At 62.4% G+C, this 19,154-nt stretch carries 24 protein-coding genes; 20 read left to right on the top strand and 4 right to left on the bottom strand.

What is annotated here, in order from left to right; genetic code table 11:
* The first annotated feature begins 10 nt into the window (after positions 1-10).
* From CV103_RS01025 to CV103_RS01035, 4 genes are all read left to right on the top strand, one after another.
* Complete coding sequence (locus tag CV103_RS01025; RefSeq protein WP_424538714.1) at positions 11-310, top strand: TFIIB-type zinc ribbon-containing protein; 300 nt, start codon at positions 11-13, stop codon at positions 308-310.
* A gap of 811 nt (positions 311-1,121) precedes the next feature.
* Positions 1,122-1,529: a hypothetical protein gene (locus tag CV103_RS22015; protein ID WP_146163356.1), complete on the top strand. Its 408-nt coding sequence runs from the start codon at positions 1,122-1,124 to the stop codon at positions 1,527-1,529.
* A gap of 52 nt (positions 1,530-1,581) precedes the next feature.
* Positions 1,582-2,547 (top strand): helix-turn-helix domain-containing protein, encoded by a 966-nt coding sequence (locus CV103_RS01030; protein ID WP_107393670.1) that lies wholly within the window; start codon positions 1,582-1,584, stop codon positions 2,545-2,547.
* A gap of 64 nt (positions 2,548-2,611) precedes the next feature.
* Positions 2,612-3,262 (top strand): hypothetical protein, encoded by a 651-nt coding sequence (locus tag CV103_RS01035; protein ID WP_146163357.1) that lies wholly within the window; start codon positions 2,612-2,614, stop codon positions 3,260-3,262.
* A 346-nt stretch (positions 3,263-3,608) separates the two neighbouring features.
* Here the strand turns inward: CV103_RS01035 and CV103_RS01040 are convergent, their stop codons facing one another.
* Positions 3,609-3,959: a hypothetical protein gene (locus tag CV103_RS01040; RefSeq protein WP_107393672.1), complete on the bottom strand. Its 351-nt coding sequence runs from the start codon at positions 3,957-3,959 to the stop codon at positions 3,609-3,611.
* 55 nt (positions 3,960-4,014) lie between these two features.
* Here CV103_RS01040 and CV103_RS23035 point away from each other — a divergent pair, with 55 nt between their 5' ends.
* Complete coding sequence (locus tag CV103_RS23035; protein ID WP_107393673.1) at positions 4,015-4,335, top strand: DNA -binding domain-containing protein; 321 nt, start codon at positions 4,015-4,017, stop codon at positions 4,333-4,335.
* Positions 4,336-4,631: 296 nt separating this feature from the next.
* Here the strand turns inward: CV103_RS23035 and CV103_RS01050 are convergent, their stop codons facing one another.
* On the bottom strand, positions 4,632-5,045 hold the full coding sequence (locus tag CV103_RS01050) for a MerR family transcriptional regulator (protein WP_107393674.1): 414 nt from the start codon (positions 5,043-5,045) through the stop codon (positions 4,632-4,634).
* An 82-nt stretch (positions 5,046-5,127) separates the two neighbouring features.
* On the opposite strand from CV103_RS01050, the gene CV103_RS01055 reads away from it, so the two are divergent.
* The 11 genes from CV103_RS01055 (at position 5,128) to rlxS (ending at position 14,922) form a co-directional block, all read left to right on the top strand.
* Complete coding sequence (locus CV103_RS01055; RefSeq protein ID WP_107393723.1) at positions 5,128-5,487, top strand: mercuric reductase; 360 nt, start codon at positions 5,128-5,130, stop codon at positions 5,485-5,487.
* Positions 5,480-5,704 carry a GDCCVxC domain-containing (seleno)protein gene (locus CV103_RS23040; protein ID WP_107393675.1) on the top strand — a complete coding sequence of 75 codons (225 nt, stop codon included), beginning with the start codon at positions 5,480-5,482 and terminating at the stop codon, positions 5,702-5,704. Before CV103_RS01055 ends, CV103_RS23040 begins: the two co-directional genes overlap by 8 nt.
* A gap of 570 nt (positions 5,705-6,274) precedes the next feature.
* Complete coding sequence (locus CV103_RS01065) at positions 6,275-7,225, top strand: ArdC family protein (RefSeq protein ID WP_107393676.1); 951 nt, start codon at positions 6,275-6,277, stop codon at positions 7,223-7,225.
* Positions 7,222-7,656, top strand: a complete 435-nt coding sequence (locus CV103_RS01070) for a DUF2958 domain-containing protein (protein WP_107393677.1) — start codon at positions 7,222-7,224, stop codon at positions 7,654-7,656. The genes CV103_RS01065 and CV103_RS01070 overlap by 4 nt, the downstream gene beginning before the upstream one ends.
* Positions 7,657-7,750: 94 nt before the next feature.
* On the top strand, positions 7,751-9,550 hold the full coding sequence (locus CV103_RS01075; protein ID WP_107393678.1) for a ParB/RepB/Spo0J family partition protein: 1,800 nt from the start codon (positions 7,751-7,753) through the stop codon (positions 9,548-9,550).
* A 660-nt stretch (positions 9,551-10,210) separates the two neighbouring features.
* Positions 10,211-10,540 (top strand): DUF736 family protein, encoded by a 330-nt coding sequence (locus CV103_RS01080; RefSeq protein WP_107393679.1) that lies wholly within the window; start codon positions 10,211-10,213, stop codon positions 10,538-10,540.
* A 178-nt stretch (positions 10,541-10,718) separates the two neighbouring features.
* A complete protein-coding gene (locus CV103_RS01085; RefSeq protein WP_107393680.1) occupies positions 10,719-10,958 on the top strand; it encodes a helix-turn-helix domain-containing protein in 240 nt (79 codons plus the stop codon).
* Positions 10,951-11,550: a S26 family signal peptidase gene (locus tag CV103_RS01090; RefSeq protein ID WP_107393681.1), complete on the top strand. Its 600-nt coding sequence runs from the start codon at positions 10,951-10,953 to the stop codon at positions 11,548-11,550. The genes CV103_RS01085 and CV103_RS01090 overlap by 8 nt, the downstream gene beginning before the upstream one ends.
* A complete protein-coding gene (locus CV103_RS01095) occupies positions 11,538-12,227 on the top strand; it encodes a lytic transglycosylase domain-containing protein (protein ID WP_107393682.1) in 690 nt (229 codons plus the stop codon). The genes CV103_RS01090 and CV103_RS01095 overlap by 13 nt, the downstream gene beginning before the upstream one ends.
* A 256-nt stretch (positions 12,228-12,483) precedes the next feature.
* Positions 12,484-12,621 (top strand): hypothetical protein, encoded by a 138-nt coding sequence (locus CV103_RS22295; RefSeq protein WP_170112521.1) that lies wholly within the window; start codon positions 12,484-12,486, stop codon positions 12,619-12,621.
* Positions 12,622-12,942: 321 nt separating this feature from the next.
* Positions 12,943-14,922: a relaxase/mobilization nuclease RlxS gene (rlxS, locus tag CV103_RS01100; RefSeq protein ID WP_107393683.1), complete on the top strand. Its 1,980-nt coding sequence runs from the start codon at positions 12,943-12,945 to the stop codon at positions 14,920-14,922.
* A 20-nt stretch (positions 14,923-14,942) separates the two neighbouring features.
* On the opposite strand, the gene CV103_RS01105 is transcribed toward rlxS, so the two are convergent.
* On the bottom strand, positions 14,943-16,229 hold the full coding sequence (locus CV103_RS01105; protein ID WP_107393684.1) for a competence protein CoiA family protein: 1,287 nt from the start codon (positions 16,227-16,229) through the stop codon (positions 14,943-14,945).
* 124 nt (positions 16,230-16,353) lie between these two features.
* On the opposite strand from CV103_RS01105, the gene CV103_RS01110 reads away from it, so the two are divergent.
* From CV103_RS01110 to CV103_RS01120, 3 genes are read left to right on the top strand one after another with little or no spacing between them, the layout of a single operon-like run.
* Positions 16,354-16,647, top strand: a complete 294-nt coding sequence (locus tag CV103_RS01110) for a CopG family ribbon-helix-helix protein (protein WP_107393724.1) — start codon at positions 16,354-16,356, stop codon at positions 16,645-16,647.
* Complete coding sequence (locus tag CV103_RS01115) at positions 16,644-16,937, top strand: type II toxin-antitoxin system RelE/ParE family toxin (protein WP_107393685.1); 294 nt, start codon at positions 16,644-16,646, stop codon at positions 16,935-16,937. Before CV103_RS01110 ends, CV103_RS01115 begins: the two co-directional genes overlap by 4 nt.
* Complete coding sequence (locus CV103_RS01120; RefSeq protein WP_170112522.1) at positions 16,934-17,623, top strand: DUF4145 domain-containing protein; 690 nt, start codon at positions 16,934-16,936, stop codon at positions 17,621-17,623. Before CV103_RS01115 ends, CV103_RS01120 begins: the two co-directional genes overlap by 4 nt.
* Positions 17,624-17,647: 24 nt before the next feature.
* Here CV103_RS01120 and CV103_RS01125 read toward each other — a convergent pair whose 3' ends face one another.
* Positions 17,648-18,307 carry a type IV toxin-antitoxin system AbiEi family antitoxin domain-containing protein gene (locus tag CV103_RS01125; protein WP_245896597.1) on the bottom strand — a complete coding sequence of 220 codons (660 nt, stop codon included), beginning with the start codon at positions 18,305-18,307 and terminating at the stop codon, positions 17,648-17,650.
* A 368-nt stretch (positions 18,308-18,675) separates the two neighbouring features.
* Between CV103_RS01125 and CV103_RS01130 the strand changes: the two genes are divergently transcribed.
* Complete coding sequence (locus CV103_RS01130) at positions 18,676-19,107, top strand: hypothetical protein (RefSeq protein WP_107393688.1); 432 nt, start codon at positions 18,676-18,678, stop codon at positions 19,105-19,107.
* Positions 19,108-19,154 lie beyond the last annotated feature (47 nt).

Genomic DNA, 19,154 nt, shown 5'->3' on the forward strand with positions numbered 1-19,154 from the left:
GAGAATGATGATGAATGTCCCGACGTCTTCAACACCAAGCATGCTATGCCCAGTTTGTCGTGTGGCCCTTTCCATGTCCGAGCGACAGGGCGTTGAGATCGATTTCTGTCCGCAATGCCGCGGCGTGTGGCTCGACCGCGGCGAACTCGACAAGATCATAGAGCGATCGGAAAGCGCAGCACCCTCGCGATCCGATGTTGGTCCCAGGCCACGACATGAACAACCGGATTACGACTATGGCGGCCATGGGCGCTCGGGTCATCATGGCCACAAGCGCCGGCGCGGTTTCCTCTCCGACTTGTTCGACTAAGCCAGCTTAGGGGAGAGGCGCGTGTTCGAGCTAAGTAACGAAACGATACTCCTTGCGTCGCCACCAAGGGTCTGGACGGTGCTAACCAGATTTGAGGACTACAGATTCTGGCATCCCTATACGCGCCCGGCTGGGATGGCGGCAGCAGATAGCGTCATCCAATATTCGTTTAGAATAAATCCCCGAAAGGACCGATTTTGGGCCCTTGAGGCGCGGCTGACGGGCTGCACTGAAAATGTTCATCTGGCGTTCCAGGTTGAGCTCGGTTGGCTGTTGACGCTCGAGGAGCGCTTCATGATTGCCCATGAACCTGTCGGTTCGAAATTGATCCACAGCTACCGGTGTTCCGGACTCTTATCAGTTCTACGACCCAAGGGCTTGCGGCGAAATTTCGAGGGGATGCTTAAGGCTACAGACCGCCTCATACAAAGGCGGCTGACTCGCACGCAATCCAAGCCACCCGGACGGCCACGGGTTCGCAAGGGATTTCGTCCGGATCAATCATGAAACGTATCGCAATAATGGAGTGCCCGACTTTTACACGTCGAATGACTGGAGGTTGGCGGTCAAAAACCGGATCGGTTCCATCATTCCATTCCGAAATACCCGTCAGATTTATTTGGGGCTCGGTCCCCAAGACTCGACAGAGCCGAAATCCGGTTTGGTTCCGCGCAAGCATCCCCCCCTGGAGGAGAACCTCCCTCAAGATGAGGTTACTCCGCTTGCGACGGGACCACGCCGTGGGTGCGTGGGTTCACGCGCCCACGGCGGAACGGGGACAACCAAGCAGATTATCAAGAGGGTGGTTTATATGATCAGCTATTATGTCGGCGGGCAGGCCCGTTCGGGCAGACTGTCGATAAGGCATATCGTGCTTCCGTTGGCATTTGTCGGTCTTCTCCTCGGTTGCTCAGAAGAAAAGCCTAAAGATCGAAGCATGACGGGAAATATGTCTTCCTCAACCGTCGCGCCGCCGCCTGCAATTGTTGCAAGCCATTCCTATCGATGCAGCGATGATCAGGTGATCTACATCGATTTCTTGGCAAATGATTTGTCGATTATCATTCGCAAATCGCCGACTGGTCCGATGCTCCGGCTTTCCGCATACGCGCAGGGAGTTTCGTATGTTGGAGATGACGGGACGAACCTGACCCTCGATGGGAAAGACATAAAACTGGACGAGCCCACGCGAGAGCCCGTCACGTGCAAGCGCCTATGAGCGGCCATAGTCTCACAGGCGTTCATTCGAGGGGGCAATATGCTGCTCGTCTTTGGAGTTCGGTGTCGTTGACCGATTTCAGTTTTCACTCTTCCAACACATGGCCTCGGTGAATGTATTGCCAGAAGGGAAGGACAAGTCGCCTCCGACGCTCATAGATTTCGCGCACCCGGTCCACACGAACGAGTTTCGGTTGGATGCTCGCCTCAGCCACGGCGGCGTCCATTTGGTGCAGGGAACCTTGGCTCCACATGAAAGCGGGCTGATCGGCTCACCACGACTTACCATCGTCGTTCACAACGATAAGCCCTTCGATATGGAATGGAGATTGCCGGGAAGCGATCGTCTCCAGTCCGCCCGGATCGAATATGGTGCCGTTCATATCGATCCTGGAGATAATCCCTTTTTCCAGCGATGGATCGTATGCCCCAACATTGTCGGCATCGCACTCGACCGTAAGCTGGTCGATCGCGTTGGGCATGAGACGTTCGGGCGAGATGGAGCCAGTTTGCGTCCCGGTGTCGCGGTAACGGACAACTTCCTCGCGGACGCTGCAAAGATGCTGTCCCTTGAATTGCGCGAACAAAGCGCTGGCGGAAAGCTTTTTGCAGAGCATTTCGGTATCCTTATCGCAGTCCATATGTTTCGTCATTACAGCGATGGCGCATGGCATCCAGCGCCCGCCAGAGGCGGACTCGGAACACAGCGGCTCCGGCTGGTGATCGACTATATCGAGGCCAATCTCGGCGATGACTTGAGCATCGCCATGCTTGCCCGGATCGCGGATCGAAGCCTGCACCATTTCAGCGAGGCCTTCCGGCAGTCCACTGGCACGCCGCCGCACCGCTACATCATAATTCGTCGAATCGAGCGGGCGAAGATACTGCTGCTCTCGACAGATTTGCCTATCGCCCAAATCGCCTTGGCAGTTGGTTTCGCCAGCCAAAGCCATTTCGGCGCCACGTTTCGCGCAATGACCGGCGTGACGCCGCTTCGTTTTCGCCTCGATCGGCTCTGATAAACGGAGTGATATGCCTATCCTGACGCCACTGGTGGCGCAGTGACAAAAAAGGAGCGAGAGGATGACCGATTTACAGGTAACGCAGCACCGGGCTGCACGGATCAAGATCGCGCTTGCCGCCATAAGCGGCTTGTCGTTGACACTGATGGGATGCAGCGATCCCAAGGCGGCGAGCAAGGCGAATTTTCGCACGGCTTTACAGGGTTGGTTCGACGCGCATCCCGAGTGCGTCAATATCGGACAGATGCCCGCCACGGTCCGCGCCGACGGATCTCCGGCCGATCGGCGCGGTTATGAAGCGCTGACCGCCGCCGGGCTCTTGTCAGTCCAGAAGCGCCGTGAGAACCGGCCGCCCGTCATGGGGCAGGACATGAGTTATGACGCGCTGGTCTATCAACCTACCGATGCGGGCGCGAAGGTCATCCGAAAATCCGACAATACGCTGCTGGGCGGGTCCGACCTTTGCTTCGCCCGCCGCGTCGTCGGCGAGGTCACGTCCTTTACCGAACCGGCCGACGTAATGGGCGTGCGCGTATCGCAGGTTCGCTACACCTATAGACTGGAGGATATGGAACCTTGGGCCGGGGACACGGCCGTGCGCGCTGCACTGCCTTCGCTCGCCAAGGCAGCAGGCACCGAACAGGGCGAGGACAAGGCGGCGCTGGTTCTCACCAGCGAGGGATGGCAGCATGAACGCAGCCTTAGCCGATAGCGCCACATCGTAAATTCACCCCTGATTTCCATTATTTGTCGGTATTTTCCGACATACGGCCGGTTCTTATTCCGGCATTCCTCAAACTGCGCCGGTTCCGCCTCATTCCCAAGCGCCTCCGGCAGCGGGCGTCCTGAACGCCTGGCAGGCTGCGCCTGGTCGCTTTGCGACCCCCGTGCGCCAACAGGGAGAGGATCACATGGCAAGAGCCATCCGGGCGGATACTGCATCCGCATGGCGCGATCGCGCGCGCTACGATCGTCTGCTGGGATTCGACCGGGCGACTTGGGCATGGGAATGTCTGCGTCGCGCGATCGGCCACAATCTACGAATGCCGTGTCGGGCATCATGGACCCTGTTGCGCGCGCGGCCGCCACTCTGCGTCCTGACCATCCGCCGCTGCAATTTCGTCTGCAATCGCGTCCTGCCGCTTGCGGCGCTCGGCAGCCTGGACGATTTTACCGGGCATGTATTTTGGTGTGCCGAACGACAAGCCCCTACGTTGACCGTCGATGCGCGCTCCGCTTTGCCGGGCGAGGTCGATCTGTTTGATCTCCACGCACTTGACCATCCCATCGTCGTCCTGCGCCATCCCGTCGACGGTGAGCATGTGCTGATCGCCGATGGGCCGCGCTGTATCCGTATCGCGGTGCGATCGGGCACATTGCTCGCTGGCCCCGTCCATCTCGATTTTCATGTGACGGGCGACGCTGTAGCGCGACGATTACGGAGTCCGGTCGGCGTCAATTTTGATGGCCGATAGGTGGCCGCGCCGGTTGGTGAATTCTGGCTACCATTTGCTGTTGCGAGGAGCAACCGTCGAGCGACAATTACGACGCTGGGTAANGTTCCCACCCGAACGGCGGGCACGGCGTTGGGCCCTGGCATTGCAGGCATGGGATGGCCGGCAGGCCGGGGCCAGCCACCGCGAAATCGCCCGCGTCATTCATGGTGACGCAACCGTGCGCGATGAATGGCTCGGCACGTCCGACTATCTGCGGACCCATATCAAGCGTTTGCTCAGGACTGCCGATACGTTGATCGGCGGCGGATGGCGGCATCTGCTGCGGTAGAAGGCCCGGATGATTAAGTGGGCATTGGGGCGTCTCGCCCGCCCCGGCGGGCGACCGCGCTCTACTGTGCTAGGCGCCTTCGGCGCCAGGCTTCGCTGGGCCACCTGCGGCGTCCCGGCCGTTCCGGTCAGGATCGCATGACGCGGGGGGGCATCGCCGATCCCCTGGCCCTCCCAACCAAGAGGGGCCCTCGCCATGAGGAAGGACACGACCGCGCGACGGGCGCGCGACGATTGAATGCGAATATCTTTCGCAATGCTGGCTGACCTTCAAAGAGGCATACGCGCCGATGGTGATCATGCGATCCGCTTCTCCGCCGCCAACGTATCGAGCAGCGGACAGCCTGGGTTCTGTCCGGCATCGCAGGCCCGCACTGAGTCCGAGAGCACCCGTTCCATTCGCTTGAGGTCCGTGATCCGTGCACGCACGTCCTTAAGATGCGATGCCGCCAGCTCGCGCGCTTCGGCGCACGACGTCGGTCCTCCAGCCGCGAGCCTCACCAGGGCGCGCACCTCGTCGAGGGTAAACCCAAGCTCCCGCGCACGGCGCACGAAGCTTAGCCGTGCCACGTCCTCTGTCCCATAGCTACGATAGCGACCTTGCCGCGGCGGCGTGGGTAGCAGCCCGATCCGCTCGTAATAGCGAATCGTTTCGATGTTGCAGCCGGTGCGGCGCGAGAGTTCGCCGATCTGGATCGTCTTGGCAGCCATGGGCGCAGCTTTCGATTGGGGCTTGAGTCTGTAGTAGCTACAGATGCTAAGGCGGTTGCATGACTGCCACAAGGAATCGTTCGTGACCGAAACGCCACACTCGCCCAAGGGCATCGGCACCGTCACGCTTACGCTGACGGGTATTGCCGCCGCATTCGGCGTCGCCGCCTGTTGCGCATTGCCGATCCTGCTCGCCTCCGCCGGGATTGGCGCGACTTGGCTCGGCGGTGTGGCCTTCGTCGCCGCGCCCTATCGCACGCCGCTCCTACTGATCGGTGCCCTGTGCCTTGTCACCGGTGCCGCGCTGTTGCTGCGCCAGCAGGTGGTCGCTGCGCGCTGCGGGCCCAACGGCGTGTGCACGCCGCGCTGGATGCGCCTGCTAACGCTCGTCGGACTGCTGTTGGGCGTCGCCTTGCTCTGGGCAGGGTATCGTTATGTCTGAGGAGGTTCTCAAACTGCGCTCAACGCTGACCTGTCCACACTGCGGCCACCGGGCGACCGAGACGATGCCAACCAACGCCTGCCAATTCTTCTACGACTGCAAGGACTGCGGTGCCGTCCTCAGGCCTAAGTCGGGCGACTGCTGCGTTTACTGCTCCTATGGCGACGTGCCCTGTCCCCCGATCCAGCAAGATGGCGGCAAGGCCCGCTGCGGCTGATTCCCGTGGCCACCGCATCCACGCCAGCGTCATTCACGGCGACGCAACGGTGCGCGATGACTGTCTCGACACATCCGATTATCTGCGGACCCATATCAAACGTCTGCTCAGGACCGTTAATACGCTGATCGGCGGCGGATGGCGGCATCTGCTGCGGTAGAAAGCAAGGCATAAGGGCGTCTCGCCCGCCCCGGCGGGCGACCGCGCTCTACTGCGCCAGGCGCCTTCGGCGCCAGGCTTCGCGGGGCCACCTGCGGCGTCCCGGCCGTTCCGGTCACGATCGCATGACGCTGGCCGGGGGCTTCGCCCCCGGTTGGTTGCCCGGCGCTCCTCCCGTCGCGCCGGCGTCTGTTTGTTGGCAACCCCTTGGGCGCGGAGGGTGGTCGGCGCGCCCTGCTAGGCCCGCCGCGCCGGGCGGCAAGCCTCCGCTTCGCTCCGGCTGCTTCATTGCATTGCGCCCCTGCGGGTGCCGCCCGCCGCTCTTGCGGGCCTCTCCGGTCGCCCCTGCCGCCCACCCCCCACGCCCGGCGGGTTTGCGGTCGGTTTTTTGGTTGTGACAGGAGGCTAGGCATGGGCTTTTCCCGCAAGCGTCGCGCGTCGGGGCAAGGTCGCGAGGCAGGGGCGCAGCCCCGCGCGAATCTGTATGACGAGGTAACGCGCAAGATCATCAGCGAACTGGAAGCGGGCCGCTTCCCTTGGGTGCAACCTTGGGATGCCAGCGCGGCAAGCGGCCCCGGCCTGCCGCGCAACGCGCTGACCGGGCGGCGCTATTCCGGCGTCAATGTGCTCTTGCTTTGGGGCGCGGCGATCGAGGGCGGCCATGCCTCGCAGCATTGGCTAACCTTTCGGCAGGCGCTGGAAGCGGGCGGCAATGTCCGCAAGGGCGAGAAGGGCACCACCGTCGTCTATGCCGACCGCTTCATTCCCGAAGCGGAAAAGGCCCGTGCCGTCGAAAGCGGCGAGGATGCCCGCGCCATTCCGTTCCTCAAGAAATTCACCGTCTTCAATGTCGCGCAATGCGAAGGTTTGCGGCCCGGTCTCGCCACCGATCCCGCGCCGCTGCCCGAACGCGAGATCATCCCCCACGCCGAAGCCCTGATAGAAGCCACCGGCGCAGATATTCGCATCGGTGGCGATAAGGCGTTCTATGCGCCGTCCGGCGATTATATTCAGGTGCCGCCGCAACCGGCGTTCCGCGACCAGATCAATTATTATCGGACGGTTTTTCACGAACTGTCCCATCATTCGGGGGCAAGGCACCGGTTGAACCGCGACCTGTCCGGGCGGTTCGGCTCCAAGCCTTACGCCCGCGAGGAACTGTGCGCGGAAATTAGCGCCGCGTTCATTTGCGCCGCGCTAGGCATCGTCCCGACCGTGCGCCATGCCGATTATGTCGGCTCATGGCTGGAGGTGTTGCGCGAGGATAATCGCGCGATCTTCCGCGCCGCCAGTCAGGCGAGCAAGGCGGCGGATTATATTCTCGCCTTTGGCGAGGGCGACGAAGGGAGGATTGCGGCATGACGCTCCTCACCCCCGAATTGTGCGCCGCCTTGCGCGCCAACGCCATCGCCCATCGCGCCGCGCAGGAGGAAGGCCGACGCGAACCCGACCCGCTTCCCATCCTCAAATTGTTCAATCCGATGGGCGCGGCGACATGGCTGGCGACCGAACTGGACGAGGATGGCGACACCCTGTTCGGCTTGGCCGACCTTGGTTTCGGATGCCCCGAACTCGGCTCTTTCAGCCTGTCGGAGATCGCATCCGTCCGCTTGCCGGGCGGACTCAGCATCGAGCGCGACCTGTATTTCACGGGCCGCTTTCCGCTGTCTGCCTATGCCGACGCGGCCCGGATCGCGGGCCGCATCACCGAAGCCGAGGCGCTGTTAGCCACCGCCGCGCGGGCGCGCGAGCTTGCCCGCCGTTCCGAGATTCCGCCCACACCGGACGGATGAGCCGCGCCGCTATTTCGGCGCTAACCCGGCCCGTCCGTCCATCTTGGCAGATCACACGAACGGGCCGGTCCACCCCAAGCAGGAGTGAACCACCATGCAACTCGCAAATATCGACGCTGGCAAGCTGTTTGTCAGCAAGACCAATATGCGCCACGGGGAGAAGAACCCGGATGTGTCCGATATTCTTCCGTCCATCCGCGCGCGCGGCGTCATCGTGCCGCTCGTCGTGCGCCCCGGCGAGCTTGAGGACAGGCCGGAGATGTTCGGTATCGTCGCCGGACGCCGCCGCCATCATGCCAATGGCATCGCCCTGTCCGAAGGGATCGACCACGGCCCCGTGCCGTGCGCGATCATGGAGGATGGCGACGACGCCGCCGCGCTGGAAGCCTCGTTGATCGAGAATATCCAGCGGCTCGACCCCGATGAAGTCACCCAATGGGAAACCTTCACCCGGCTTATCCAGAAGGAAAAGCGCAGCGTGGAGCAGATCGGCCAGACCTTCGGCCTGACCGAACTCTATATCCGCCGCATCCTCGCGCTCGGCAATCTGTCGCCGCGCATCCGGGGGCTCTACCGCAAGGGCGAGATCGACACGCGGACCATCCGTCATCTGACGCTCGCCAGCAAGGCGCAGCAAAAGGACTGGCTGGCGCTGCTTGATGACCCGGACCAATATGCGCCGACCGGCGACCGGCTGAAAGCATGGCTGCTGGGCGGCGAGTCCATTTCGGTCAAGGCCGCGATCTTCCCGCTGGGCGATTATGGCGGCAGGATCGTCGGCGACCTGTTCGAGCAGGACGGCTTTTTCGCGGACGCCGAACAATTCTGGATCGCGCAGAACGAGGCTATCGCCGCGAAGCGCGACGCCCTCATTGAAGCCGGATGGGCCGAAGTCGAGATCATGGAACCGGGCAGCTATTTCTATAGCTACGAGCATGAAAAGATGCCCAAGGCCAAGGGCGGCAAGGTCTATATTTCCATCCGCCACAATGGCGAGGTGGAAGTGCATGAGGGCTGGCTGTCGGGCAAGGACGCCCGGAAAGCGCGGGCAGCGGAGGCGAAGGCGGGAACCACCGAAGCCGACCGGCAGGCCGCGCGCAATGCCCGCGCCGAAACCACCAGCGCCTTGCAGACCTATATCGACCTCCACCGTCACGCCGCAACGCGCGCCGTGCTGGCCGATTATCCCGCCGTCGCGCTGCGCCTGATGCTGGCCCATGCCATCACCAGCCCGGCGCATTGGACTGTCCGCGTCGAGCCGCAGACCGCCCGCAACGACGCCATCACGGAGAGCGTCGAGACGAGCACCGCCGAAACCCGGTTCGACGAAAAACGGCGGACGGCGCTCGCGCTTCTCGGCTTTGATGCCGACGAGCCGACCGTGACCGGCGGCTATGGCGACAAGGACGGAGCCGCGACCATCTTCGCCCGCCTGCTCACCTTGTCCGACGCCGATGTCATGGCGATCATCGCTATCGTCATGGGCGAGACGATGGAGGCAGGCAGCGCCGTGGTCGAGGCCGTGGGCAGCTATCTCGCCGTCGATATGGCGAGCCTGTGGACGGCGGACGATGCGTTTTTCGATCTTGTCCGCGACCGCCAGATGGTCAACGCCATGCTCCGCGATGTCGGCGGCAAGAAAGTCGCGGACGGCAATATCACCGAGAAGGTCAAGACGCAGAAAGCCATCATCCGCGATCACCTGACCGGCGAGAACCAGCGCCCCAAGGTCGACGGATGGGTGCCGAAATGGCTGCGTTTCCCTGCCGCCAGCTATTCGGCGCGGCCCTTTGTCACGCTCTCCCGGTGGAAATCGGTCGAGCGGTCTTTCAGGAATGTGCCGCAGCCGTTCGAGATCGAGCAGCCCGATCCTTATGCCATCGCGGCGGAATGACGATGGGAGTGGCGGCGTTGCCGCCCCTCCATTTTCCTTCGCAAGCCCCCGCGCCGGAGTGGACGCGGGGGCTTTTTCGTGGCGCCGATGACGGCGTTTGAGGATCGCGGCGCACGGGCGCGGCGGTCCCGTTCCGGTGGTTTGCCGCATCGGCGGAATGAGCCACGCCGATCATCGGACAGGCGGGCGGGCAAGACAGCGTGGCCGTCGCGGTCGCACCTGATCCAGCCCGCGCCGAGGCCGCTGGTCGCTGTCCGATGGCGGGCAAGGCGGCTCCCTTTCCCGCTTGTCGCGGCGCAGGATCGACGCGCGGGGATGCGCCCGATCCATCCTCTGCACCCTCGCATCGCCGGTTCCGGGAGCGATCCGTCAGGCCGTGACACAGGCAATCGGCATCCTGTCCGTATCGCCAGACGCGCGACCCTGGCTGTTGCTGCTGGACCTATGGGCGGCCCTGAACGCCCGCAACCGGGATTGCTGCCGCTATTTTCCCCGCCTTCGCTGCGCTTCGGCTCCTCGCGGTCGCTTCGCTTCAAAATAGCCGCGCATCCCGGTCCTCCGCTGCCGCTCCGGCCCTTCGGGTGCGGGCGTCCCGGTCAGCCCATCACGGTCCGCGCATCGCCGGGGATCGGCTCTGGCGAGCAACGAAAGGAATGCATCATGTCCACTCTCGGTATCGTCTCGCGCAACCCGGAAACCAACGAAATGCGCGGGCAGATCGGCCTTCTCGGTCGCCGCAATCCGCTCGGCATCGAGATCACGCCCAACACCGAAAAGCGCGGCGAGAAGCAGCCCGATTTCCGCATCTGGAGCGGTCCCAACGACATCGGCGCGGGCTGGATCAAGCCCAATCGCGAGACCGGCAAGCCCTATGTCTCGCTCCGCATCTTCCATCCGCAGATCGCGCCGTGGCCGATTTACGCCAATCTCGGCCGCGCCGCCGGACAGGACGATGACGACGTGCTGGCGCTGATCGTCAACGCCGCCTGACCGGCCCGGCAAGCCCCCGCGTCCACTCCGGCGCGGGGGCTTTTGCCGTTTCGGGCCAGTCGGGTCGAAAACCGGCAGCCGCGTTTTCGACCCTGCCGCGCCGTCTCCCCGTCCCGCACGGTCCCTGCCTGTCGCGGATGGTCCTTCGCCGTCCGCACTCATCAGGAGGATCACGCAGATGGATGACGACGATCATATCCGGGCCAGTCAGGCGCGGAAAGGAAGCCCGTTTCTGACCGCCAAGCAGGCCGCTTTTTTCCTCGGCTTGCAGGTCAAGACGCTGACCAACATGCGCTGGAAAGGCAAGGGTCCGGCCTATCGGCGGCACGGCGGGCAGGTCCGCTACCATATCGCCGATCTTGAGCAATGGTCCCGCGACAACGGGCGCGGCCCGCGCAGGGGGAAGCGCGATGCGTAAGCCGCTCTCCCGCAATCCGGCCAGACCCAGGCCCGCGCCGCTGCTCGAATGGCACCCGCCGCTGGCCCGCCAGCTTCGCGCCCGCCGCCGTCCGCTCCTTATCGCGGGCGGCATCGGCCTCGCCTTGCTCGCCGCTGCCGCCACGCTCGATGTCATGGGGCCGCCCGCGCCGCGCATCATCTGGAACGCCTCGGCCAGCGCGCCGATCGGTCTTTGGCGCATCCATCCCGGCGCACCCGTCCGCACCGGCGACATGGTGCTGGCCCGCACGCCGGAGAGCGTTCGCCAGCTCGCCGCGCGTCGCCATTATCTGCCCGCCAACGTGCCGCTGCTCAAACGGATCGCGGCGCGCGATGGCGACAAGGTTTGCGCGCTGGGATATGCAATTTTCGTCAATGGGCGCAGGATCGCCGAGCGCCGCGCGACCGACCGGCAAGACCGCCCGCTGCCGTGGTGGAGCGGCTGCGAGCATCTGCGCGACGGTCGCGTATTCCTGATGATGGACGCCGCCGAGTCGTTCGACGGGCGCTATTTCGGGCCGATCAGCGAAACCGCGATCATCGGGAAAGCGACGCCGTTATGGCTACGCTGACCTCCATCGCCGCGCCCGTGGCATGGGCGTCGCTGGCGCTCGCCGTGCCGGTGGCCGTGCCTGCGAGCGATGCGCCATCGGCATCGCCACCGGCGTTCCGCACATCACCAGCGGTCGAACGATGGCGACCCTATATCGCCGAAGCCGCGCAGCGCTTCGCCATTCCGCAGGCATGGATTGCTGCCGTCATGCAGGCCGAAAGCGCCGGATTGACCCACTTGAACGGGCGTCCGATCACCAGTCCCGCAGGTGCAATGGGCCTCATGCAACTCATGCCCGGCACATGGGCGGCAATGCGGCGGCGGCACGGTCTCGGCGCCGATCCGTACGACCCGCACGACAATATCATGGCGGGCGCGGCCTATCTGCGCGCCATGTATGATCGCTTCGGTTATCCCGGCCTGTTCGCCGCCTATAACGCCGGTCCGGCCCGCTACGGTGAGCATTTGCGAACCGGAAGGCCGCTACCGGGCGAGACGCGCTCCTATATCGCGCAGCTTGCCCGCACGCCTGCAACGCCGTCCATGCCGCCCGCCATGCTGTCGGGAACGCGCTTGTTTTTCTCGCTGGGCAACACGACGGAACCGGCATCCGGTCATGCGGATTCCACGCCTGAACGACCCGCATCCGGCACGCTGTTCATCCCCCTGAACGACCCGCCCGGAGGCCAGCCATGACGGGCGTTGCGCGTGGCGAGAGGGAAATATCCGCTCAACATTGCCCAGTATCCGGCATGGATCGAGCCGCCTCAAGGACGACGCCGGACACGATTTTTTTCGGCCTGGCGAGGCCGGTTCTTCACCCCCTGACATGGCGCGCGGCCGAAAAAAATCGCGCCCGGCATCGCCGCTGGCGCGGCCGCTTCGCGGTCCTTGACCCGGCTCGATCCATACCGGGCGCAGCCTCCTGTCTTTCGAAGATCAGGAGGAAATCATGTCTGTCGAACAGCATATCGAAGAACTGCGCGCCGAGCTTCGCAGCCTCACGGACGAGAACGAATTGCGGCAGGTCGAAGCCGAACTGGAAGCAGCGCTGGCGGAACGGGATCGGCTCTGGCGGGAGGACGGCTGACAGGCCGCATGGACAGCAGGAGCGCGGCGGCAGGCGCGGCGCTCCTGCTTCTCTGCCGTTCGCGATGGCGGGTTTCGGCGGCTTGGGGGCGGTTGAAGCGGGTAGGACTCGAAGGGCAAGATTAAAGGTCGATCCCGCAAGCGGGATCAACATATTGTCTGCACATCATTATTTCACGAGACAGGTTATAGGGATCGAGAGACAGGAAACCCATAAGTCATTGATAATAATATCCCACCCGCGAGACTCGTTGATTGTCCCGGTTACTTTGGATCAACCTCATCAATCCTCAAGAAGTTCGCAAGGTGATGGGACGCTGCCATGAGCGATGACGACGATTTTACGCCCGACCTTGGCAAGCCGCGCGCAGGCGGAAGCCGGATGCGCCGCAGCTATCTTCAGCGCGTGCTTCAGGCGCGGACGCTTGCCGGTGGCGTGCGACGCACAGGCCGCGCCTTTACCGGCAGCAGGATCGGGCGTGGTCGCGTCGCGGGGCGACAGCTTGCCAGCCGGGACCGTCTGGCGGGCTATCGCCAGCGCCGCGTCATGGTCAAATACCGGATCGCCAAATTCAACAAGGCGAACAGCCTTGGGGCGGCGCGCGCGCATCTGCGCTATATCCAGCGCGACGGCGTGACCCGCGATGGCGAGCCGGGGCGGCTTTATTCGGCCGGGCAGGAGCAGGCCGACGGCAAGGCGTTTCTCGAACGGGCCGACGGCGACCGGCACCAGTTCCGCTTCATCGTCTCGCCGGAGGATGGAGATCATTATGATGATCTCCGCTCGCTGACCCGCCGCCTGATGGTGCAGATGGAACGGGATTTGGGGACGAAGCTCGACTGGGTGGCGGTCGATCATTTCAACACCGGCCATCCGCACACCCATATCGTCGTGCGCGGCGTCGATGATCGCGGGCAGGATCTGGTGATCGGCGGCGAATATCTGACGCACGGTATTCGCGAGCGCGCAGCCGAGCTGGTGTCGCTCGACCTGGGACCGCGCACGGACATCGAGATCGAGGACCGGCTGACCCGCGAGATCGAGCAGGAACGGCTGACCAGCATCGACCGGCGCTTGTTGCGCGACATGGATCATCGGCGGATCGTCGAAGCCACCGACCGCGATCCCTTCTATCAATCACTCCGCGCGGGGCGCTTGCAAAAGCTCGGCCACTTGGGGCTGGCCACCGAGATCGAACCGGGACGCTGGCAACTGGCCGACGGCATCGATGACACGCTGAAGCGCATGGGCGAGCGCGGTGACATCATCCGCACCATGCAGCGCGCCTTTACTGAGCATGGAATGGAGCGCGCCGCAGGAGACTATGCCATCGCCGATCCGGCGAGCATGAAGCCGATCGTCGGCCGCGTCGTCGAGCGTGGTCTGTCGGACGAGGCGAACGATCGCCATTATCTGATCGTAGATGGCACCGATGGGCGCAGCCACTATGTCGATATCGGCCGGGGTGATGCGACGGCCTACATCCCCGAAGGCGCGGTGGTGCGGATCGCGCCCAAGCCGGTCGAGGCCCGCGCCGTCGATCGCACCGTGGCCGAGATCGCCGCCGCCCATGACGGGCGCTATTCGATCGATATTCATTTGCGTCACGATTCCACCGCGCGCGAATCTTTTGCCGAAACCCATGTGCGTCGGCTTGAGGCGATACGCCGGGTGATGACCAAGGGCGGTAGCATAATCGAGCGCGAGGCGGACGGAACATGGCTCATCGCCCCCGATCATGTCGATGTCGCCGCCGCCTATGAAGCACAACGCGCCAAAGCCGCGCCGGTCATCGTGGATACGCTCTCTACGCTTCCCTTGGACCGACAAACCGGGGTGGATGGCGCGACCTGGCTAGACCGGGAATTGATTGCGGCCGATCCCGAGCCGTTGCGCGATGCCGGGTTCGGCCGGGAAACCCGCGCAGCGCTCGTCCAGCGGCGGCAATGGCTGATCGCCGAAGGGCTGGCACAAGAAGAACAGGGCCGCATCATCTATCGCGAAAACCTGCTGGCCATGCTGCGACGGCGCGAATTGAACCGGGTCGCGGGCCAGCTCTCCGACGAACTGGGTATCGTCTATGCCGAAGCCAAACCCGGCGAGCGGATCGATGGCATCTATCGCCGTCCGGTGGAACTGGCGTCAGGCCGTTATGCGCTGATCGAAAAGAGCCGCGAATTTACCCTGGTGCCGTGGCGCCCGGTGCTCGATCGCCATCTGGAGAAGCAGGTGTCCGGCATCATGCGCGGCGACACGATCAACTGGACGATCGGTCGTCAGCGCGGCCCGTCGATTTCGTGAAGGCGCGCAATGCTCAGAAATTACTCGGAGGTCGGATTTGCCCAATCCGGCAGTGCATCCAGATAGGCAAGCTCCTCCCGCAACACCGGGTCGAGGGCTTCCGGCAACAGCTTTCGTAACAGAATCCATTCAGGGGATTCGTTCGTGGCCTGTATCGCGTCTCGATAGCGGCGGAGGTGATCGTGAACGGATGCCTTGATTATGCTGCTGCTTCGCGTGTTCTCGATAATCTGCTTCAGTAGGTCCGAGTAGGGCGAAAGAACTTTGGTGCTCAGATAGGTATTGAGCATCGCAGAAATGTTTGAATGTTCACTCGCATAATTTCGCCCCTTCCCGTTCGTGGCGGCAACGATCGAGAAGGCAGCCGCGAGAAGCAGACTTTGCGGACGCGCCAGATCGCGAAGGGGTTTGTAGCGATCCTCCCATTGAGCAAGCGCGTTGAACCAAGGCCGACGCACTTTTTCGATCTCTGCTAGTCGCGAGCCAACGATTCTGTCTTCGTGATAGGGAATCTTTGAGCGCGGAACCGTAAGCGCGTCGAACCGAACCAGCTTGGGCGCGTCCAGTCGTCCATCGGGCTTGCGAAGGTAACAGGACAGCACAAGGGTTTTCTGCTCCCGCGATGCGGCTACCGCTGCTTGATCGAGAACGAAGGCGTTGCCGCGGTGACGGCGGATAACATCGATGAAGCTCTGCGGAAGCGCGGTGGCGGTATCAAGCCCGAACAGAATCCATAGCAGAGGTATGCCTTCACGTTCGTAGTGCTTGCAGCGCGCCGAGATTTCCGTCTGGAACGTGCCGGACATCTGGAACTCAACGACGAACGGGCCGAAGTCGTCCCACTCGACATAGGTATCGGGATAGCGACCATGCTCATTCTCAGTTGGGGAACGATACTGGCCGACGGTATGCTTGATGTAACGAGAATCGAGTGCGGCAAGCTCTCCCACCAACTCGCACATCAGACGATGAAAGTTTGATTCCTGCTTCCCCTGATATTGTGCGGCCCGAGCGGCATCGGGTTTGATATTCCGTCCCTGAAACCAGGGGCAGTCCGGATCGCTCCCGTTATAATGCTGAAACAGAGGGCGAGCGATGCCGCGCGTCTTGGACGTGCGGATATACACTTCGCATTCACACGCTAGGCATCGGGCGACGAGACCGTCTTTTCCGTTGCGACGATCCGTAATCTGATCGCGGATCAAGCCCCAGCTATCGTCCGACATCGCCATCAGATCTTGCGCCGTCACCGGACCGATCCGTTCGATGATAGCTGCTTCGACAATCCGTTGTAGTTTCCGCCCCATGAGCCGACTGTATCCTCGATTGGGAACGGATCAAGAACCTTGCTCCCCGAGGCACGCTGGCCAGGCATTGCCAGGTAATGAGAGTGTATATATCTTGTCAGTATGAACTTGAATGGAGTCGTCCATGTCCAAGGATGCCGTTTTCACGATGAAACTGGAACCCGATTTGCGGGATGCGTTCATGGCCGAAGCCGAGGCTACCCATCGCCCGGCCTCCCAGATCGTGCGGGATTTCATGCGCGAATATGTCCAGCGACAGCGCGAAGCGCGGGATTATGACGAGTTCCTGCGCCGAAAGGTCGAAGCTGCCCGTGTGTCGGTTCGTGCTGGTCGTGGCCGCCCAAACGAGGACGTCGAAGCCGACTTTGCGGCCCGTCGGGCAGAATTGCGCCGCAGGGCCGATGAGGCAGAGGCGTGAGCGTCAAGTGGACGCCGGAAGCTGAACAGGACCGTATCGAGATCATCGCATACATCGCTGGCGATAATCCGCGTGCTGCGTTGCGGATGGATGAACTTTTCGGAGATGCGGCGGCGCGTCTGGCCGATTTTCCACACATGGGCCGGACAGGCAAGATCGCGGGAACGCGCGAGTTGATTCCCCATGAGAATTATCGGCTGGTGTATCAGATCGAAGATGGGACGGTCTGGATTCTCACGCTGGTCCACACGTCGAGGCAATGGCCGCCATTGGTTTCGGAGGAAGGATGAACGACAGGACAGACATGGTCGAGCGGGAGCATTGCAACAAATGCTTGCAATGGAACAACCATGCGATCGTTCATACGGAAAAGACTTCGTGGCAGGAAGAGTTGGACGATCAGCGGGGTATCTATATCGAGGGTGGAGACAGTTGGGCGCTGATGCGCTGTCTCGGTTGCGATTCCGTCAGGCTACGCCATAGGCACTGGTTCTCCGAAGACTCGGACGAACACGGGCAGCCGGCGATTTACACCGAGTTCTTTCCGCCGTCGATCACGCGCCAGAAACCGCAATGGCGCCGCCAAGCCTTCCCGTTCAATGCCTATCTTCAATCCTATAACGGCCTTTGCGACGAGATATATGGGGCCATGGCGATAGGGGCGCACCGGCTCGCCACGATGGGAATCAGGGCGCTGGTGGAGCGCTTGATGATCGACCAAGTGGGAGATCAGGGAAGGTTCGAGAAGAACATCGAAAAGTTCTTCGACGCAGGACACGTCGCCCCCAACCAGCAGGCCATGTTCAAGGATACGCTGATCGAAGCTGGCCATGCCGCCATGCACCGGGATTTCGAACCTAGCGCTGATACGGTGAACACTCTGCTCGATACAGTCGAGGGTATCCTTCACGCTATTTACTACGCGCCGATGTTGGCGGACAAAGTGCGAAAAACTATCCCGCCACGCGTTCGCTGACTGTGAGCATATGATGTTGCCTCTCTACGACAGGCTTTCCAAATAAGGCCGCATGACATTGTGCATCCGGCAGATGGCGCCATAGCGCCGAAGGTCGGCACGGGTTACCTTCCGCTGGCGCAGCCCGTCGCGCAGGGCTTCAATCGCTACATCGAGGCCGACCCGGCTGCGATATTTGAAACAATCGACAATGGTTTTGGCGGGGTCGTAGATCGATACAGCAACCCCTTCGATTTCAACCGTCATGCGCCCGGCCGTGAAGGCGTCGCCTGATGCACGCACCGCCTCGACACGGAAAGGCAGCGTGCGCGGAATCCGCGCCTTGTGGTGGAAGCAAATCCATACCGCATGGGGAAGCTGCGAGGTCAGCCCATGATATTGCAGGGCGGACAGGAGCACGATGACACCATGCGGTGCGAGCCGTGCGGCTTCGGCGAGGCTATGGGCTGCGTCGATGTCATCAGCATCGGCGAGTTGATACAGTCCTCGCGCAAGCCGCACGAGTTGTCCCTGCTCGCAAAGCCGCGCGATGATTGCCGGGGGTATGCCTGCCTCGCGAAAGTCCCGCGCGCGCGCGATCCCACGCCAACGCGCAAAGGCAATGGCCTGATCCGATAGGGTTCCAGCGAGTTCCATATAGCTTGATGTTATCAAATGTCGGTATTTGTCAATAAGTGCCGACATTTTGAATGGATCATGCAGAGCGATGGAGCCTGTCCGGTAGCAACGCGCCTTCCCCAGCAGTCCAAGCGCTTTGCCGCTCTTGTTACCTTGGCGGCATCCGGCCCGCCTGCTAAGCAGTCAACCGCGCTGCGAAGTGGCAGCGCCGGGCTTCACAACCCGACGAAACGAAAACGTCTCGGAAACTTCGGTTTCCGGGGTGCCGTCGTATATGTCCAAGTCCTCGGACTAAAAACGGCGGCGCATGTCGTTTCGTCATGTTGTGAAGCCCCGGCGGCTCCCGCGTCCAGTGCGCGGGAGTTCGGTGCTGATGACAGTATAGATCGTCCCGACTGAACCTATCGACTGCAACTATTCGATCGGGACGCGCTGTGAACGAGCAATCGGATTTTTCGAACGATATTTACGACCCTATCGCCATGATGGCGCGTGTCGGGCATCTTCCGGTTCAGGCGCAGCAGGAAATTGAGCAAATCAGCCGGATTGTCCGCGCCGCTTTTGGCTATGGAGAGGGCGGAATGCCCGAACAAGGCCGGATCGTCCTTATCGCATTGACCAACCCGTATGCCATCTGCCCATCCAGCGGTGACATCGCAGGCTATGATTTTCATATTACGGTCAACCTGTCGGAATGTGTTGATGACGCGCATTGGTGCCTCGTGCGCCGATTGATTGCCGCCGAAATCCCGCATCGCACGGTCACGCTGACCGTGACCGTAGAGGACTGCCCGTCCGGTATCGTCCTCTATGATGCGGAGGCAGATTTGCCGCTTAACATGCGGGAGCTGTCTGTGCGACCTTAGCCTTCACTTCCCTGCTCCCAAGACAGCGGGGACGCCCAAGGACATTC

Source organism: Edaphosphingomonas fennica, assembly GCF_003034225.1.
GTDB classification, from domain to species: domain Bacteria; phylum Pseudomonadota; class Alphaproteobacteria; order Sphingomonadales; family Sphingomonadaceae; genus Sphingomonas_E; species Sphingomonas_E fennica.

Coding starts and splice junctions, on each gene's coding strand:
- CV103_RS01025 (WP_424538714.1), top strand. CDS start 11: ATGAATGTCCCGACGTCTTCAACACCAAGCATGCTATGCCCAGTTTGT.
- CV103_RS22015 (WP_146163356.1), top strand. CDS start 1,122: ATGATCAGCTATTATGTCGGCGGGCAGGCCCGTTCGGGCAGACTGTCG.
- CV103_RS01035 (WP_146163357.1), top strand. CDS start 2,612: ATGACCGATTTACAGGTAACGCAGCACCGGGCTGCACGGATCAAGATC.
- CV103_RS01040 (WP_107393672.1), bottom strand. CDS start 3,959: ATGAAAATCGAGATGGACGGGGCCAGCGAGCAATGTGCCCGATCGCAC.
- CV103_RS01050 (WP_107393674.1), bottom strand. CDS start 5,045: ATGGCTGCCAAGACGATCCAGATCGGCGAACTCTCGCGCCGCACCGGC.
- CV103_RS23040 (WP_107393675.1), top strand. CDS start 5,480: ATGTCTGAGGAGGTTCTCAAACTGCGCTCAACGCTGACCTGTCCACAC.
- CV103_RS01065 (WP_107393676.1), top strand. CDS start 6,275: ATGGGCTTTTCCCGCAAGCGTCGCGCGTCGGGGCAAGGTCGCGAGGCA.
- CV103_RS01070 (WP_107393677.1), top strand. CDS start 7,222: ATGACGCTCCTCACCCCCGAATTGTGCGCCGCCTTGCGCGCCAACGCC.
- CV103_RS01075 (WP_107393678.1), top strand. CDS start 7,751: ATGCAACTCGCAAATATCGACGCTGGCAAGCTGTTTGTCAGCAAGACC.
- CV103_RS01080 (WP_107393679.1), top strand. CDS start 10,211: ATGTCCACTCTCGGTATCGTCTCGCGCAACCCGGAAACCAACGAAATG.
- CV103_RS01085 (WP_107393680.1), top strand. CDS start 10,719: ATGGATGACGACGATCATATCCGGGCCAGTCAGGCGCGGAAAGGAAGC.
- CV103_RS01090 (WP_107393681.1), top strand. CDS start 10,951: ATGCGTAAGCCGCTCTCCCGCAATCCGGCCAGACCCAGGCCCGCGCCG.
- CV103_RS01095 (WP_107393682.1), top strand. CDS start 11,538: ATGGCTACGCTGACCTCCATCGCCGCGCCCGTGGCATGGGCGTCGCTG.
- CV103_RS22295 (WP_170112521.1), top strand. CDS start 12,484: ATGTCTGTCGAACAGCATATCGAAGAACTGCGCGCCGAGCTTCGCAGC.
- rlxS (WP_107393683.1), top strand. CDS start 12,943: ATGAGCGATGACGACGATTTTACGCCCGACCTTGGCAAGCCGCGCGCA.
- CV103_RS01105 (WP_107393684.1), bottom strand. CDS start 16,229: ATGGGGCGGAAACTACAACGGATTGTCGAAGCAGCTATCATCGAACGG.
- CV103_RS01110 (WP_107393724.1), top strand. CDS start 16,354: ATGTCCAAGGATGCCGTTTTCACGATGAAACTGGAACCCGATTTGCGG.
- CV103_RS01120 (WP_170112522.1), top strand. CDS start 16,934: ATGAACGACAGGACAGACATGGTCGAGCGGGAGCATTGCAACAAATGC.
- CV103_RS01125 (WP_245896597.1), bottom strand. CDS start 18,307: ATGTCGGCACTTATTGACAAATACCGACATTTGATAACATCAAGCTAT.